Below are 15,769 nucleotides of genomic sequence, written 5' to 3' on the forward strand. Positions count from 1 at the left end.
CAACGCATGTGGACGATCGGAAACCGCTCCCGGGAGGGGTGGGCGTCTTGGAGCTCCGGTTCCGTTCGGAGCTCTCAATCAAAGGGGAGCAACCGATCATGTCGTTCAAGACGAACTGCCTTGCCGCGGTGGCAGGCCTGGCGCTGATGTGCGGCGCGGTCCAGGCGCAGACGTTGCGCTACGCCAACCAGGGCGAACTCAAATCGCTCGATCCCTACACCATCAACGAGACGACGACGCACGCCCATCTAGGCCACCCCTATGAGGGGCTGATCCGGCGCGGCAAGAACCTCGAGATCCTGCCCGGCCTCGCCGAGAAATGGGAGGTCTCGACTGACGGCCTGACCTGGCGCTTCTTCCTGCGCAAGGGCGTGAAGTTCCAGGGCGGCGAGGATTTCACCGCCGACGACGTGGTGTTCTCGGCCGATCGTTCGCGCGCGCCGGGCTCCAACGTCCAGACCCGTGTCCCCACCGGCGCCAAGGTCGTCAAGATCGACGACTACACCGTCGACTTCCAATTGCCCTCGCCGAACCCGATCCTGCATTACCAGTGGGACACCTGGTACATCATGTCGAAGAAATGGGCCGAGGCGAACAACTCGACCCAGCCGACGCCGGCCAACGCCACCACCCCGACCTTCGCCTCGCTCAACGCCAACGGCACCGGCGCCTTCAAGGTCGAGAGCCATCAGCCGGGCGTCAAGACCGTCTACAAGGTCAACGAGAACTGGTGGAACAAGAGCCCGGAGCACAATCTCAAGGAGATCATCTTCACGCCGATCGCCTCGGATGCCACGCGCGTTGCGGCGCTGCTGTCGGGCGAGGTCGACGTGATCGAGCCGGTGCCGATCCAGGACATCCAGCGCGTCAACGCCTCCGGCAACGCCCAGGTGCTGACAGGGCCGGAGCTGCGCACGATCTTCCTCGGCATGGACCAGACCCGCGACGAATTGGTGGAGTCCAGCGTCAAGGGCAAGAACCCGTTCAAGGATGTCCGGGTCCGCCAGGCCTTCTACCAGGCGATCGACATCGAGACGATCAAGAGCCGCGTCATGCGCGGCCTCTCGACGCCGTCTCCCCTAATGATCGCGCCGGAACTCTTCCCCAGCACCGGCTTCACCCGCGCCAAGTTCGACAGCGCCGCGGCCAAGAAGCTGCTGGTCGATGCGGGCTATCCCGACGGTTTCGAGCTCGGCATGGATTGCCCGAATGATCGCTACGTCAATGACGGCGCGATCTGCCAGGCTGTCGTCGGCATGCTCGCCCGCATCGGCGTCAAGGTGAACCTCAACGCCCAGCCCAAGGGCCAGTATTTCGGCAAGGTGCTGAAGCCCGGCGGCTACAAGACCTCGTTCTATCTGCTCGGCTGGACGCCCGGCACCAGCGACGCCCACAATGTGCTCTTCGACATCATGGGCTGCCGCGACAACCCGGCCTCCTCGCGTGGCGAATCCAATGTCGGGGGGTACTGCAACAAGAAGCTGGACGCCCTGACCGACAAGATCCTGGTCGAGGTGGACAAGGCCAAGCGCGACGCGATGATCCGCGAGGCGTTCCAGCTCTCGATCGACGATTTCGGCTACATCCCGCTGCACCAGCAGGCCTTGGCCTGGGGCGTGTCGAAGAAGGTCAAGCTGCCGCAGCGCGCCGACAATGCGGTGAACTTCCAATACGCCATCAAGGAGTGAACGGGAGCGCGTTGTCGCGCATCGCTGTCGCCCCACCTCGTCATTGCGAGCGTAGCGAAGCAATCCAGAGGGTCTTGCTCTACGGCTCCTGGATTGCTTCGTCGCTCCGCTCCTCGCAATGACGGGGAGCGCGTTCCCTGTAAGGCGTTCATGCTCGCTTTCATCCTGCGCCGGCTCTTCCAGTCGCTCATCGTCATGCTGAGCGTGGCGCTGATCGCCTTTGCGATGTTCCGCTTCGTCGGCGACCCGGTGAACCAGATCGTCTCGATCGACACGCCGCAGGCCCAGGTCGCCGAGATCAGGCGCTCGCTGGGGCTCGACGATGCCTTCCTCGTTCAATTCGGCCGCTACATCTACAATGCGGCGCGGCTCGAATTCGGCGTGTCCTATCAGTTCCGCCTGCCGGTGATCTCGCTTCTGGGCGAGCGCGCCCCGGCGACGCTGGAGCTTGCCTTCTGCTCGGCGCTGTTTTCGCTCGCGGTCGGCATTCCGATGGGCGTCTATACGGCGCTGAGACGCGAAAGCCCGCTCGCCAAGCTCTTCCAGGCGATCTCGCTTATCGGCATCAGCCTGCCGGCCTTCCTGATCGGCATCCTGCTGATCTATCTGTTTTCGGTCACGCTGGGCTGGCTGCCTTCCTTCGGGCGTGGCGAGGTCGTCAAGATCGGCTCCTGGTGGACGACCGGGCTTTTGACCGGCTCGGGGCTGAAGGCGCTGATCCTGCCCTCGATCACGCTGGGCCTGTTCCAGATGACGCTGATCATGCGGCTTGTCCGGGCCGAGATGCTGGAGGTGCTGCGTGCCGACTACATCAAATTCGCCCGGGCGCGGGGCTTGAAGACCCGCGCCATCCATTTCGGCCATGCGCTGAAGAACACGCTGGTGCCGGTCATCACCATCGCCGGCCTGCAGCTCGGCTCGATCATTGCTTTCGCCATCATCACCGAGACCGTGTTCCAGTGGCCGGGCATGGGCCAGCTCTTCCTGCGCTCGGTGCAGAACGTCGATATCCCGATTATGGCGGCCTATCTGATGCTGATCTCCTTTCTGTTCGTCAGCATCAACCTCGCGGTCGACCTGCTCTACGCACTGGTCGATCCGCGCCTGCGCGCCACGGTCGGCGCGTGAGAAACGGGGAGGCGAGAGAATGAGCATGATCCCCCCACCGGCAGCCGCCCCCTCGCGCTGGAGCCGTTTCCGCGACAGCGACATCCTGGCGAGCTTCCTGAAATCGAAGGTGACGATGGTCGCAGGCCTCGTCGTGCTGCTGCTCTTCGTCGGCGCGGCCTTCTCGCCCTGGCTCGCGCCGACCAATCCATTCGATCCTGCGACCGTCTTCCTGGCGGATTCGATGATACCGCCCGCCTGGCAGGATGGCGGCGAGGCGCGCTTCATCCTCGGCACCGACGACCAGGGCCGCGACCTCTATTCCGCGATCCTCTACGGCATGCGCGTCTCGCTGGTCGTCGGCGGGCTCGGCTGCCTCCTGGCGGCCTCGATCGGCATCACGCTGGGGCTGCTCGCGGGCTATCTCGGCGGCCGCACCGACGCGCTCATCATGCGCATCGCCGATGTCCAGCTCACCTTCCCGGCGATCCTGATCGCGCTGCTGATCGACGGCGTCGTGCGCGGCGTCTTCCCCAGGGCCTCGCGCGAGGACACCGCGATCTATGTGCTGGTGATTTCGATCGGCCTGAGCTTCTGGGTGCAGTATGCCCGCACCATTCGCGGTTCGACGTTGATCGAGCGCAACAAGGACTATGTCATGGCGGCCCGCCTCGTGGGACTGCCGGCGCCCTTGATCATGCTGCGCCATGTCCTGCCCAACGTCATCGGGCCGGTGCTGGTCATCCTGACGATCAACCTCGCGCTCGCCGTGATCACCGAGGCGACCTTGTCCTTCCTCGGCGTCGGGCTGCCGGCGACGCAGCCCTCGCTCGGTACGCTGATCTCGATCGGCAACAAATACCTGTTCTCGGGCGATTGGTGGATCGTGACCTTTCCCAGCGTGACGCTGGCGGCGCTGGTGCTGGCGGTCAACCTGCTCGGCGACTGGCTGCGCGACGCCCTCAATCCAAGGCTGAGGTGATCATGGCCCCATGCAGCTCGCGTCCGGAGGCCCGATGAGCGTCCCCGTGCTCTCCGTCCGCAACCTCACCGTCGAATTCATGGCGCGGCGCGGCACGTTGCGGGCGCTCGACGCCATCTCCTTCGACATCGCGCGCGGCGAGGTCCTTGGCGTCGTCGGTGAATCCGGCGCCGGCAAATCGGTCACCGGCTCAGCCATCATCGGCCTGATCGACCCGCCCGGCCGCATCGCCGGCGGCGAGGTGGTTCTGTCGGGCGAGCGCATCGACAATCTGCCGCCCGACGCCATGCGCAAGGTCCGGGGCAAGCGCATCGGCATGATCTTCCAGGATCCGCTGACGAGCCTGAACCCGCTCTACCGCATCAGCGAGCAATTGATCGAGACGATCCGCACCCATACCGATCTCAACGCGGCGGACGCCCGCAAGCGCGCCATCGCCTTGCTCGACGAGGTCGGCATTCCCGCGCCCGAGCGCCGCATCGACGGCTATCCGCATGAGTTCTCCGGCGGCATGCGCCAGCGCGTGGTGATCGCGCTTGCGCTCTGCGCCGAACCCGAATTCATCATCGCCGACGAGCCGACGACGGCGCTCGACGTTTCCGTGCAGGCGCAGATCATCGCGCTGATCAGGCGGCTCTGTAAGGAGCGCGGCACCTCGGTGATGCTCGTCACCCACGATATGGGCGTCATCGCCGAGACTGCCGACCGGGTCGCGGTGATGTATGCCGGGCGCATCGTCGAGATCGGCCCGGTGCGCGACGTCGTCAAGCAGCCGCTGCACCCCTACGCCAAGGGGCTGATGGGCGCGATACCCTCGCTCGAGGGCGATGCCGAGCGCCTGGTGCAGATCCCGGGCGCGATGCCGCGGCTTTCGGCGATTCCGCCGGGCTGCGCCTTCAATCCCCGTTGCGAGAAAGTCTTCGCGCGCTGCCATGTCGAGCGGCCGGAGCTGGTCCAGCTCGGCGACCGCAAGGTCGCCTGCCATCTCTACGACCAGCCGCAATCGGCGCGGGACAAGGCGGAGATCGCAGCGTGAATCAAGGTCCCCCCGAGCGCCCCTTCGTCCAGGTCCGTGACCTGCGCCGTATCTTCGACGTCTCGAAGCCCTGGCTCAACCGCGTGCTGGAGCGCGCGCCGCGCCAATATCTCAAGGCCGTCGACGGCGTCTCCTTCGACATTCGCCGGGGCGAGACCTTTGCCTTGGTCGGCGAGTCCGGCTCGGGAAAATCGACCGTCGCGCGCATGGTCGTCGGCCTGCTGCCGCCCTCGGACGGCACGGTCTCGATCGCCGGCATCTCGATGAACGACGTCAATGTGGCGCAGGAGCGCCAGCGCCTGCGCCGGCGCATCCAGATGATCTTCCAGGATCCCTATGCCAGCCTCAACCCGCGCTGGCGTGTCGGGCGGATCATCGCCGAGCCGATCCGCGCCTTCGGCATCGTCCATGGCGAAGCGGACATCACCGGCCGCGTCGGAGAATTGCTGACGCTGGTCGGCCTGCATCCCGACGATGCCGGGAAATTCCCGCATGAATTCTCCGGCGGCCAGCGCCAGCGCATCGCGATCGCCCGTGCGCTCGCCTCCAATGCCGAGTTCATCGTCTGCGACGAGCCGACATCGGCGCTCGACGTCTCGGTCCAGGCCCAGATCCTCAACCTCATGCGCGATCTGCAGCAGAGATTCGGGCTGACCTATCTGTTCATCTCGCACAACCTCGCGGTCGTCAGGCACATGGCGACGCGCATCGGCGTGATGTATCTCGGCCGCCTCGTCGAGGTCTCGGAGGGCAAGCAGCTCTTCTCGCATCCGCGCCATCCCTATACGCGCATGCTGCTCGACGCGGTGCCCGACGTGGCCATGGCCGGCAAGGCGCGCGAGGGCGTGAAGGGCGAGATCCCGAACCCGATCAGCCCGCCCTCGGGCTGCACCTTCCATCCGCGCTGCCCCCTGGTCTTCGAGCGCTGCCGCGTCGAGAACCCGCCGGTGATCGACGGGGTGGCCTGCCACGCGGTCAATCAGGGTCGCATAGCTGCGGCTTGAATCGAGATCTTCCGCACGGCCTCTCCCGTCATTGCGAGGAGCGCAGCGACGAAGCAATCCAGGAGGGCTCGCTCTACGCCTCCTGAATTACTTCGCGGAGCCTGTACTCGGGCTTGCCGAAGGCAAGACCCGGGTGCTCGCAATGGCGATATGAGCCGGCTCAGTTCTCGGCGGCGGGCGCCAGCGGCCTGTCGTTCTTGCGCCGGTTCTGCACATCGGCCGGCAAGGGCGCGACCGGCCGCTCGGTGCGGTATTGCCCGCGTGCGATCGCCGCGAATAGCAGGACCACTGCCGCCAGCGTCATCAGCCACCAGGGCTGCAGCGTGGCGAAGCCGAGCGCGGTCAACGCGAAGGCTGTCGTATAGGCGGCGACGCCACCCGCCGCCAGCGCGACGGGCATATGGCGGGCGGCGCGGATGGCGAAATACAGGCAGGCCGCTGCCGCGGCAGCTCCGACGATGCCGAGCTCGTACCAGGTCTCGAAGAGCAGCGTCGTCGGCGTCGTCATAGGCAGGGCGCCGGTCACGCGGCCGCGCAGAACCGTGTCGAGCCCGTGGCCGGTGATCAACTGGACCGGCTCGCGGCCGACGACATCGGCCCAGACGCCGAGCGCCTGCACGAAGTCGCTGGTGCTCTCGGGAAAGCGCGAGACGATCGGGATCAGCAGGAAGGGCAGGATCGGCGCGAGCAGCATGACGCCGCCGATCAGCGCCGCGATGATCGGGACAGCCTTCTCGCGATTGGCGCTGACGGCACCGAAGGCGACCGCGCCGCAGATCATCGCGACAGCCTCGCCATCCTCGAAGCGCGTCAGCGCGAGCAGGCCGACGACGAGGGCGAGCCCGAGCGCGCTTAAACCCCGTGCGCGCGACAAAAGCCAGGCCAGTGCCGGCCAGGCCATGATCAGCACGACGCTGATGCCGCGCTCGACGCTGCCGATCTCCGCATCGGAGCGGCGCAGCGCCGCGACGACGATGAGCGCGAGCGCGAAGATGGCGGCCAGGCCCGTGCCGAGTGCCGCAAGATTGAGATTGGAGGCGCGCATGCGCGCGGGCAGCGCCGAGGTACCGCAGAAGCCGAGCGCGACCGCAAGTACGAGATTGCCGGCCTTCTCCGTCGCCGAGGAGGTGTAGGGGCTCCAGATCAGCGAGAGCACCGACCAGGCGACGAGGCCGACCAGGATCAGCCCCGGTCGGCTCAGCAAAGCGCGCTTGAGCGTGCCGGTGAACCAGCCGGGCTCCTCGACCAGCGAGGAGATGACGAGCAGGACGACGCCGATCGGCACGAGCACGACTGCGGCGCGACGCGACACCAGCGACGCCAATGGCAGCGCGAGCGCCAGCGTCGCGAAGCCGATCCGGCGCAGCAGCACGGCGGCATCCACGGCGGGGTCGCGAGGTCCTTGAGCATTACGGCGGATCATGACGATAAACCAGCAGCCAGCCTCATCCGGAAAAAGCGCCGGACATCAACCTTCCCGCACCCTAGCGGGCCGCCGGGCACGCGGCTGTAGGTGCGGCGCAACACTTTGCCAGCATCTCGGCCGGCATCTCGAAACCCGGCTCCGGTGGACTGGTCGCTTCTGCGACGAAAGCACGCTGGCCTTGGACGGGCCTTTCGTGGGATGAATCGGCATGACTTTGCTCGCGGCCATTCCCTATTCCCAGGGCTTCCCGATCGACGGCTTCATGGCCGGCCTCGCGCGACGCCTGAAGGATCGCGGCGTCAGGCTCGGCGGCGTCGTGCAGCTCAACGCGGATGACTGTGAGAGCGGTTGTGCGGCGATGATGCTGGAGGATCTGGCGAGCGGCCGGCATTTTCCGATCAGCGAGGATCGCGGCGCGGGCTCTGCGGGTTGCAGGCTCGATGCGACCGGGCTCGCAGCCGCCGGCGGTGCGATGGCGTCGGCGCTGGCTGGCGGGGCCGAGCTCGTGATCGTCAACAAATTCGGCCGGCAGGAGATGCTCGGCCAGGGCTTGCGGCAGGAGATCGCCGCCGCCTTGCTGGCCGGCCTGCCGCTGCTCATCGCCGTCCGCCGCGATTTCCTGCCGGCCTGGCGCGATTTCGCCGGCGAGGATTGGGTCGAGCTCGCGCCCGAGGAGGCCGCCGTCGAGGCCTGGGCCGCCGCGCAAGCGCGCATCGCGGCCTGACAAACCCGCCGGAGCAAGCGCCGTGGCGCAGGATATGAGCTTTCTCGACGATTACCTGGTGCGCCCGGACCCCGCCGCGCCGCGCCTGGGCGCGACCGTCTCTGGCATCGACCAGACGGGAGCTGTAGTCGAGACCCGTGTCGTCACCGAGCGGGCGCTGACGCTCTATCTGAATACTCAGGAGATCGTCACCATGATGACGATCGGCGATCATCCCGACTATCTCGCGCTCGGCTATCTCCTGAACCAGAACATGCTGAAACGCGGCGATGTCGTCGAGGCGGTCGATTATGACGAGGAGCTCGAAGTCGTGGTGGTGCGCACGCCCGAGCGCACCAATTTCGAGGCGAAGCTGAAGAAGAAGACGCTGACCTCCGGCTGTGCCCAGGGCACCGCTTTTGGCGACTTGATGGAAGCGATCGACGAGATCGAACTGCCCAAGGCCGAACTGCGCACGAGTTGGCTCTACGCGCTGACCCGCAAGATCAACACCACGCCCTCGCTCTATCTCGAGGCCGGCGCGATCCATGGCTGCGTGCTCTGCGAGGGCGATCGGCCCCTGGTCTATATGGAGGATGTCGGCCGCCACAACGCCGTCGACAAGGTCGCCGGCTGGATGTTCCGCCACGATGTCGATCCTGCGAAGATGATCTTCTACACAACCGGCCGTCTGACCTCGGAAATGGTGATCAAGACCGTCCGCATGGGCATCCCCGTGCTGGTCTCGCGCTCCGGCTTCACCGAATGGGGTGTCGAGCTGGCGCGGAAAGCCGGGCTGACCCTGATCGGCCGGGCGCGCGGCAAGCGCTTCGTCGCGCTCGCCGGCGAGGGCAACATCGTCTTCGACCAGGATCCCGAGAGCGTCGAGGAAGAGGGCGGCAAGAGCCGGCGCAAGGGGGCGGAGCGTGATGACTGAGCCCACCCTCGGGCTGCTCCTCGCTGGCGGCCTCGCGCGGCGGATGGGCGGTGGCGACAAGCCGTTGCGGATGATTGCGGGCCGCTCCATCCTCGCTCATGTGATCGAACGCCTCGGCCCGCAATGCGAGAGCCTGCTGATCAACGCCAATGGCGATCCGGCGCGCTTTTCCGATTATGGCCTGCCGGTCGTCGCCGACAGCGTGCCCGATTTCGCCGGCCCGCTCGCCGGCATCCTGGCCGGGCTCGACTGGATGGCGCAGCACCGGCCCGGATCGAACTGGATGGTCAGCGTCGCCGCCGACACGCCCTTCATCCCGCGCGATCTCGTCACCCGGCTGCATCGGGCTCGCGCGGAGCTGAATGTTCCACTTGCCTGCGCCGCATCGGGCGGCTGGACGCATCCCGTCATCGGGCTCTGGCCGCTGGTACTGCGCGAGGACCTGCGCCAGGCGCTGACCGTCGAGGATGAGCGCAAGATCGACCGCTGGACGGCGCGCCATGGCTGCGCCAGCGCGGAGTGGCCGGTCGATCCCGTCGATCCGTTCTTCAACGCCAACCGGCCGGAGGATCTGACCGAGGCCGAGCAGCTTTTCGCGAACCTTTCGCCAAATGGCGGCTGAGGCTTCGGCCTCGCGATACCGTCATTGCGAGCGCAGCGAAGCAATCCAGGGGACGTAGTGCGAGACCTCCTAGATTGCTTCGTCGCTGCGCTCCTCGCAATGACGGCTGCCGTCGGCTTGATAGATGTACCGCGTCTGACTATCTCTCGTGATAAGAGCGGCTTATCGCTGCCGAGCCTTATCGCTGCCGAGCCTTGGGGGAAGATCGTGAAATCATTCATTGCCGCCGTCATCTTCGCCGTGGTCGCCGCTTTCGGGGCGAGCCTCGTGCTGAACGACTTCTTCCAGAAACCGGTGGAGACCGCCTATTCGACCGGCAGCGTCAGGCTCTGACGCGCATTTGGAATTTGCCGCCTTTACTCGGAAACTCCGCGTCATCCTGGACAAGGGATCCATCGCAGAGCGTCATTCTCGGGCTTGTGCCCTGAGAATCTCATGACCAGAGCGCTCTGGTTTACGAGATGCTCGGGTCAAGCCCGGCCATGACGTGCTTCGGATTCCGGGTCTCCGCTTCGCTGTGTCCAGGATGACGGCATCGGTCCTTGCGAGCGCAGGAAAGCCTAACCCTCCAGCAGCGCCTTCAACGCCGCCAGGTCGCGGGCGATCATGCCGGCGTCGCGCGCCATTTCGTCGTCGGACATGTCGCGCTGGAACAGCGTGAACACGACCTCGCTGCCATCGCCATTGGCCAAGACGCGCATCGGATTGTGCATGGCCTTGCCATTATCGGGAATGACGGCGTGGTCGAGCACGCCGTAGCGGTTGGGCTCGCTGAACAGGATCCGCATCCGGCCCATCGGCGTCTCGGCGACCCAGGTCATGCCCTCGACATGGCTGAAACCATGCCCGAGCCCCTCGGCCCATTTCGGAAAATTCAGCGGTTCGGCCAGGAAGGCATAGACCTCGTCCGCCGGACGATCGATGCCGATCCCGATATGGCGCGCAGGGCTCATGGACACGGGCCGCTCCTTCGGTTCATAAAGAACAAAAGAAGAACTATCGAGCGGTCATGTCAAGAGGCGCCCTGATTCCGGGCCGCGCACTCACTCGATGACGATGCGGGGCGCTGCCCTGACCGCGCCGCTTAAGCCCGCCTGCACTTGCCGCGCGATTGCGAGATAGGCCTTCGCATGGGCGCTGTCGGGGTCGCTGGCGACGATCGGGCGGCCACCATCGGAGGTTTCGCGGATCGACATGGCGAGCGGCACCTCGCCGAGGAAGGGCACGCCGAGGCGTTCCGCTTCGTGCCGCGCCCCGCCATGGGCGAAGATATCGGAGCGGTGGCCGCATTCCGGGCAGATGAAATAGCTCATATTCTCGACCACGCCGAGGATCGGCACCTCGACCTTGCGGAACATCGCGACGCCGCGCCGGGCATCGAGCAGCGCCAGATCCTGCGGCGTCGAGACGATGACGGCGCCCGCCAGCGGCGTCTGCTGGGCCATGGTGAGCTGCGCGTCGCCGGTACCCGGCGGCATGTCGACCACGAGTACGTCGAGCTCGCCCCAGGCGACCTCGCGCAGCATCTGGGTGATGGCCGAGATCACCATCGGCCCGCGCCAGATCATCGGCGTTTCCTCGTCGATCAGGAAGCCGATCGACATGATCTTGAGGCCATAAGCCTCCATCGGCGCGAGCGTCCGGCCCGAGATCAGCTTCGGCTTGCCGGTGATGCCGAAGATTTTCGGCACGGACGGGCCGTAGATATCGGCGTCGAGCACGCCGACCTTGAGGCCCAGCACGCTGAGCGCAACGGCGAGATTGGCGGTGGTGGTGGATTTGCCGACGCCGCCCTTGCCGCTGGCGACCGCGATGATCTGCTTCACGCCGGGAACGCCGGCGGCCTTGGGAGGTGGCCCGCCTGGGCCGGGTGCGGGGCGATGCGCTTGGCTGCGCGCCTGGGCCGCGGCCGAGGAAGGCGCCTTGTCGGCGGTGAGGCCGACCAGCACCTGCGTCACTCCCGGCAGGCCGGAGACGGCGCTTTCCGCCTGTCTGCGCACCGGCTCCATCGCATCGGCCTCGGTCGCGTCGATGCCGATCGCGAAGATCACCTTGCCACCGTCGATCAGGATGTTGTTGACGCGGCCGGACGCGGCGAGCGATTGCCCGCTGGCCGGCAGCTTCACCAGTTCGAGCGCGCGCAGGATGTCGGCTTGGGTCAGGGCCAATTCGGCAACTCCAATCGGGTGCGGCGTCAGGCCGCCGCCTTGCGGATATGAAAGACGAGCAGGTCACCCTCGCTCGCGCTGCGTTCGATCGCGTCGCCGGTCTCGCGCATCAGATTGGGAATGTCGATCGCCGCCATCGGATCGGTACATTCGACCACGAAGAGCGCGCCGGCTGCAGCGCCCTTCAGCGCCTTGCGCACCCTGAGCGCGGGCAGGGGGCATTTCAGGCCGCGTAGATTGAGCGGGATCGGGGTCATGGAACACGGAACTCGGCGAAAGGGCTGCGCTTCATATGATGGCTTTCGCGCCGCGGGCAACCATAGGCTTGATCCTTCTCCCCTCGGGGGCGAAGGTGTCTGCGCAGCAGACGGATGAGGGAAGGATGGCACAACGTCTGGACTTCCCTCATCCGTCAGCGCTTCGCGCTGCCACCTTCTCCCGATCAAAGTCGGTTGTTGCCGACTTTGACACTCTGCCTTTCCCAGCTCGGGCAAGCCCGAGATGGGTGGGGAGAAGGATTCGCGCGCTCCTCCTCACTGCATTCCTGGCAATGCTTGCCGCGCCTGCCCCCGCCCAGGAGCTGCGCGGCCATGGCGGGCCGGTGCGCGCGGTCGCGGTCTCTGCCGACGGGCAGTTCGCGCTGACGGGCTCCTTCGATCAATCGGCGATCCTCTGGCGATTAAGCACGGGCAGCGCCGAAAAGGTGCTGCGCTTCCACCAGGGCGCGGTCAACGCGGCTGCGACCGTGAACGGCATCGGCTTCGCCACAGGCGGGGAGGATGGCCGCATCGCGCTCTGGCAAGGCGATGCGAACGAGCCGGCGCGGGTGATCGAGGGGCATAAGGGGCAGGTCTCGGCGCTCGCGGTCTCGCCCGAAGGCGGCAGCATCGCCTCCGCCTCCTGGGACGAGACGTTGCGCGTGACCTCGCTCGCCGATGGCTCCGCGCGCGTGCTGGAGGGGCATAAGGGGCCGGTGAACGGCGTCGCCTTCGCGCCCGGCGGGGCCGTCGTCAGCTCCGGCTACGACGCAACCTTGCGGATCTGGCCGGCGGGCGACGGGCCGGCCAGGATCGTCACGCTGCCGGCGCCGCTCAACGGCGTCGTGGTCGCGCCCGATGGCGAGATCGCGGTCGCCGCCGCCGATGGCAGGCTCAGGCTGTTCGGCCCCGAGGGAGAGGCCCGCGCCGAGATCGAGATCGGTCAGACGCCGTTGATCGCGCTGACGCTCTCGGCCGATGGCGCGACGATCGCGGCGGGCGGCTTGCGCGGGCAGGTCGCGCTGATCGACCGCAAGGCGCGTGCGATCCGGGCGACGCTGCTCGGGCCCGGCTTGCCCGTTTGGTCCCTGGCTTTCCTGCCCGGCGGCAAGGAGTTGCTCTCGGGCGGCGCGGACCGGCTGGTCCGGCGCTGGAACGCGGTCACCGGCGAGCACATCGGCACTGTGGTTCCGCGCGCCGGCGAGGACGTGCTGGCGGCCTTCCAGGGCGAGCGCGGCGCGCAGGTCTTTCGCGCCTGCGCCGCCTGCCACACGCTCGCCCCGGCGGATGGCAACCGGGCGGGGCCGACGCTGCATGGCCTCTTCGGACGCAGGATCGCGACCGCGCCGGGCTACGCCTATTCCGACGCCTTCAGGACGCTGGACATCGTCTGGAGCAAGGAGACGGTGGCGAAACTCTTCGAGCTCGGGCCGAATGCCTATACGCCAGGAACCAAGATGCCGGAGCAGACGATCGGTTCGGCCGAGGACCGGCAGGCATTGGTGCAGTGGCTGGAGAAGGTGACGCGGTGAAGTAGTACACTCCTGATCCGACCCGCGCCGTCATCCCGGACAAGCGGCGCAGCCGCGCCGATCCGGAATCCGTCGTAGGGCAGGACGCAGCCCTATGATGGATCCCGGATCTCCGCTTCGCTGCGTCCGGGATGACGGCGCGGGTGTGAAAAGCAGCTGCGCTACTGCAACGGATCCTCGCCCCGTTCCGCCCGTTCGCGCAGATAATCGTCCGTGGTGCGCACCGGCGGGCGCTGCGGCGAGAGATGTGGGTCGAAGCTCTCATTGACCACGACCTCGACGCGGCAGTCCTCGCACATCCTGATCACCGAGATGCGCTTGGCGGCGTCGCCTGAGAACATCCAGTGCTTGTTCTCCAGCTTGGCCGCGATCTTCTCGATCGTGCTCCTGACGCCGAAGGGTTTTGCGCAGTTGATGCAGTGGAAGGGCTCTTCCTGCTTCAGCACGCGCTTGCCGCCGGCCCAGGCGTCGAAATCGAGGCGCGGCTCCAGAGTGATCACCTTTTCCGGGCAGGTCGCGGCGCAGAGCCCGCATTGCACGCAAAGGTCTTCCTGGAAGGCGAGCGTCGGCCGGTCGGGATTGTCCGAGAGCGCCTGCACCGGGCAGGCGGAGACGCAAGCCAGGCAGAGCGTGCAGCCCTCGCTGTCGACATGGATCGTCCCGAAGGGGGCGAGCGGCGGCATCGCCACGGCCGCGATGGGCGTCGGTGCGGCGGCATGCAGTTCCCCGATCGTCTGGCGCAGCAGCGGCCGGCCATCGCCCATCGGGCGGAAGCGGGCCGGCGTGGCGCTCGTCGCACTGGGTGCGATCCGCGCCAGCGCCTGCGCCAATTGGTCGGGGTCGTCGGTCTCGATCAGCCCGGCGCGGCCCTCGCTATAGCCGAGCGCGCCTGCGAGCGCGTTGGCGTAGTCGAGATTGCGGGTCAGGCCGGAGAGGTCGTGCTTCGGCTTGGCGCGGCCGAGCACGCGGATGGCAGACGCCCCGAACGCCAGCGCCGCCGCATGGGTCTCGAGCCCGATCTGCGTGATCTCGTTGACGCGCAGCGGCAGCACGCGTGCCGGCAAGCCGTCACCGAAGCGGGCGAGCGCGTCGATCAGCGCCTCGCCATGCTCGCCGTCATGCAGCAGCAGCACGGCCTCGCGGCCGCCGGCCTCAGTATAGGTGGTCAGCAGGGTGCGCAGGCGGCGCAGCAGCGCGTCGGTCGGTGGCAGGGCGTAGGTCACGGCGCCGGTCGGGCAGACGGCGGCGCAAGCGCCGCAGCCGGCGCAGATCTCGGCCGAGATCGCGACATGGTCGCCCGCTGGCGTGATCGCCCCGGTCGGGCAGAGCTCGAGGCAGCGCGTGCAGCCGGTCTTGGACGAGCGCGAATGGGCGCAAAGATCCTGGTTCAGCCGGACGTAAGCCGGCTTGTCGAATTCGCCGACGAGATGGCTGGCCTGTCCGATCAGGCGCTCGACCGCCGCTTGGTCGCGCGGGTCGGCACGCAGATAGCCAGCGCGCAAATCGCCGGCCGGGAAGAGAGGCGCGCCGCCGGAAACATCGATAACGATGTCGCATTGCGAATTCGCGCCATTGCGCGCTTCACCGAAGACGAGCTTGCCCCGCGAGGAGGGGGAGGGCGCGGCGTAATCGTTGACCGTCAGATCGAAGGCGCCAAGCCAGCCGGTCGCGGCGACGATCGTGCCCTTCAGCACCGGGATGTCGGAGAGGCGCGGCGGCGTGATCTCGCCGGGCCGCGAGAGCAGGATAGTGACGTCGAGATGTTCGGCCAGCGTCCGCCCGACCGAGAGCGCGACCTCGTCATGACCATAGACCAGCGCCACGCCCTTGCTTTCCAATGTGGTGAAGCTCGTCGGCGGCATCGGCTCGGCGGCGGCTGCCAGCAGAGCCGCCATCTTGGGGCCGGCCGACTTCGCCTCGCGCGCCCAGCCGCCGGTCTCACGGATATTGGCGAAGACGAGATCGCCGGAGTAGTCGAGGTCCGCAGCAATTTCTTCGAAAAGCGGGGCCTCCTGCGTGCAGCCGACGGTGATGGCGTCGCGCTCGCCGAGCAGCTTGGTGAAGATCTCCGTCTGCGTGCGGCAGAGATGCCGCGCCGTCCTGATCTCGCCGCCCTTGCAACCACGCGCCAGCGCCTCGCCATCGAGCGGCATCGTGTCCTCGCAGGAGCAGACCATCAGCGTGCGTGCGGTGCCGGTCATCACGTTCTCGTCCTTGGCCGATCTGCCGGGAGCGTCTTTTCGTCTCCCTTGCGATGATCAAGGCTTATATGGAATTGGAAAGGTTCAAAAGAAACCGGCGATGAGC

At 66.9% G+C, this 15,769-nt stretch carries 15 protein-coding genes; 10 read left to right on the top strand and 5 right to left on the bottom strand.

The features are described from left to right. Nucleotides 1-98: 98 nt before the first annotated feature. From BHK69_RS10505 to BHK69_RS10525, 5 genes are all read left to right on the top strand, one after another. A complete protein-coding gene (locus BHK69_RS10505) occupies nt 99-1,688 on the top strand; it encodes an ABC transporter substrate-binding protein (RefSeq protein WP_069693548.1) in 1,590 nt (529 codons plus the stop codon). 150 nt (nt 1,689-1,838) lie between these two features. Further along, nucleotides 1,839-2,816 (top strand): ABC transporter permease, encoded by a 978-nt coding sequence (locus BHK69_RS10510; protein ID WP_069690051.1) that lies wholly within the window; start codon nt 1,839-1,841, stop codon nt 2,814-2,816. A gap of 19 nt (nt 2,817-2,835) precedes the next feature. Further along, complete coding sequence (locus tag BHK69_RS10515; RefSeq protein ID WP_069690052.1) at nt 2,836-3,777, top strand: ABC transporter permease; 942 nt, start codon at nt 2,836-2,838, stop codon at nt 3,775-3,777. 34 nt (nt 3,778-3,811) lie between these two features. Then, nucleotides 3,812-4,813 (top strand): ABC transporter ATP-binding protein, encoded by a 1,002-nt coding sequence (locus tag BHK69_RS10520; protein ID WP_069690053.1) that lies wholly within the window; start codon nt 3,812-3,814, stop codon nt 4,811-4,813. Next, nucleotides 4,810-5,817, top strand: coding sequence for an ABC transporter ATP-binding protein (locus BHK69_RS10525; RefSeq protein WP_069690054.1), 1,008 nt, complete (start codon nt 4,810-4,812; stop codon nt 5,815-5,817). Before BHK69_RS10520 ends, BHK69_RS10525 begins: the two co-directional genes overlap by 4 nt. 160 nt (nt 5,818-5,977) lie before the next feature. Here the strand turns inward: BHK69_RS10525 and BHK69_RS10530 are convergent, their stop codons facing one another. After that, entirely contained in the window at nt 5,978-7,240 is a 1,263-nt protein-coding gene (locus BHK69_RS10530) for a hypothetical protein (protein ID WP_069690055.1), read from the bottom strand. A 211-nt stretch (nt 7,241-7,451) separates the two neighbouring features. On the opposite strand from BHK69_RS10530, the gene BHK69_RS10535 reads away from it, so the two are divergent. The 4 genes from BHK69_RS10535 to BHK69_RS33400 all read left to right on the top strand — a co-directional run bounded on the left by BHK69_RS10535 (nt 7,452) and on the right by BHK69_RS33400 (nt 9,838). Next, entirely contained in the window at nt 7,452-7,967 is a 516-nt protein-coding gene (locus BHK69_RS10535; protein ID WP_069690056.1) for a DUF2478 domain-containing protein, read from the top strand. A gap of 34 nt (nt 7,968-8,001) precedes the next feature. Beyond that, the gene (locus BHK69_RS10540; protein WP_069693549.1) at nt 8,002-8,883 is read left to right on the top strand and encodes a formate dehydrogenase accessory sulfurtransferase FdhD; all 882 of its coding nucleotides are present in this window, start codon (nt 8,002-8,004) and stop codon (nt 8,881-8,883) included. Next, complete coding sequence (mobA, locus tag BHK69_RS10545; protein ID WP_069690057.1) at nt 8,876-9,505, top strand: molybdenum cofactor guanylyltransferase MobA; 630 nt, start codon at nt 8,876-8,878, stop codon at nt 9,503-9,505. The genes BHK69_RS10540 and mobA overlap by 8 nt, the downstream gene beginning before the upstream one ends. Nucleotides 9,506-9,712: 207 nt before the next feature. Next, complete coding sequence (locus BHK69_RS33400) at nt 9,713-9,838, top strand: hypothetical protein (protein WP_280142028.1); 126 nt, start codon at nt 9,713-9,715, stop codon at nt 9,836-9,838. Nucleotides 9,839-10,065: 227 nt separating this feature from the next. On the opposite strand, the gene BHK69_RS10555 is transcribed toward BHK69_RS33400, so the two are convergent. From BHK69_RS10555 to BHK69_RS10565, 3 genes are all read right to left on the bottom strand, one after another. Next, complete coding sequence (locus BHK69_RS10555) at nt 10,066-10,458, bottom strand: SRPBCC family protein (protein ID WP_069690059.1); 393 nt, start codon at nt 10,456-10,458, stop codon at nt 10,066-10,068. A gap of 90 nt (nt 10,459-10,548) precedes the next feature. Then, nucleotides 10,549-11,673, bottom strand: a complete 1,125-nt coding sequence (locus BHK69_RS10560) for an Mrp/NBP35 family ATP-binding protein (protein WP_069690060.1) — start codon at nt 11,671-11,673, stop codon at nt 10,549-10,551. A gap of 26 nt (nt 11,674-11,699) precedes the next feature. Then, nucleotides 11,700-11,930 carry a sulfurtransferase TusA family protein gene (locus tag BHK69_RS10565; protein ID WP_069690061.1) on the bottom strand — a complete coding sequence of 77 codons (231 nt, stop codon included), beginning with the start codon at nt 11,928-11,930 and terminating at the stop codon, nt 11,700-11,702. A 293-nt stretch (nt 11,931-12,223) separates the two neighbouring features. Between BHK69_RS10565 and BHK69_RS10570 the strand changes: the two genes are divergently transcribed. Then, the gene (locus BHK69_RS10570) at nt 12,224-13,462 is read left to right on the top strand and encodes a c-type cytochrome (RefSeq protein ID WP_069690062.1); all 1,239 of its coding nucleotides are present in this window, start codon (nt 12,224-12,226) and stop codon (nt 13,460-13,462) included. Nucleotides 13,463-13,623: 161 nt separating this feature from the next. Here BHK69_RS10570 and BHK69_RS10575 read toward each other — a convergent pair whose 3' ends face one another. After that, nucleotides 13,624-15,663 (bottom strand): 4Fe-4S binding protein, encoded by a 2,040-nt coding sequence (locus BHK69_RS10575; RefSeq protein ID WP_069690063.1) that lies wholly within the window; start codon nt 15,661-15,663, stop codon nt 13,624-13,626. Between the last annotated feature and the right edge of the window lie 106 nt (nt 15,664-15,769).

The sequence above is a fragment of the Bosea vaviloviae genome (assembly GCF_001741865.1).
In the GTDB taxonomy this organism is placed as follows: Bacteria; Pseudomonadota; Alphaproteobacteria; order Rhizobiales; family Beijerinckiaceae; genus Allobosea; species Allobosea vaviloviae.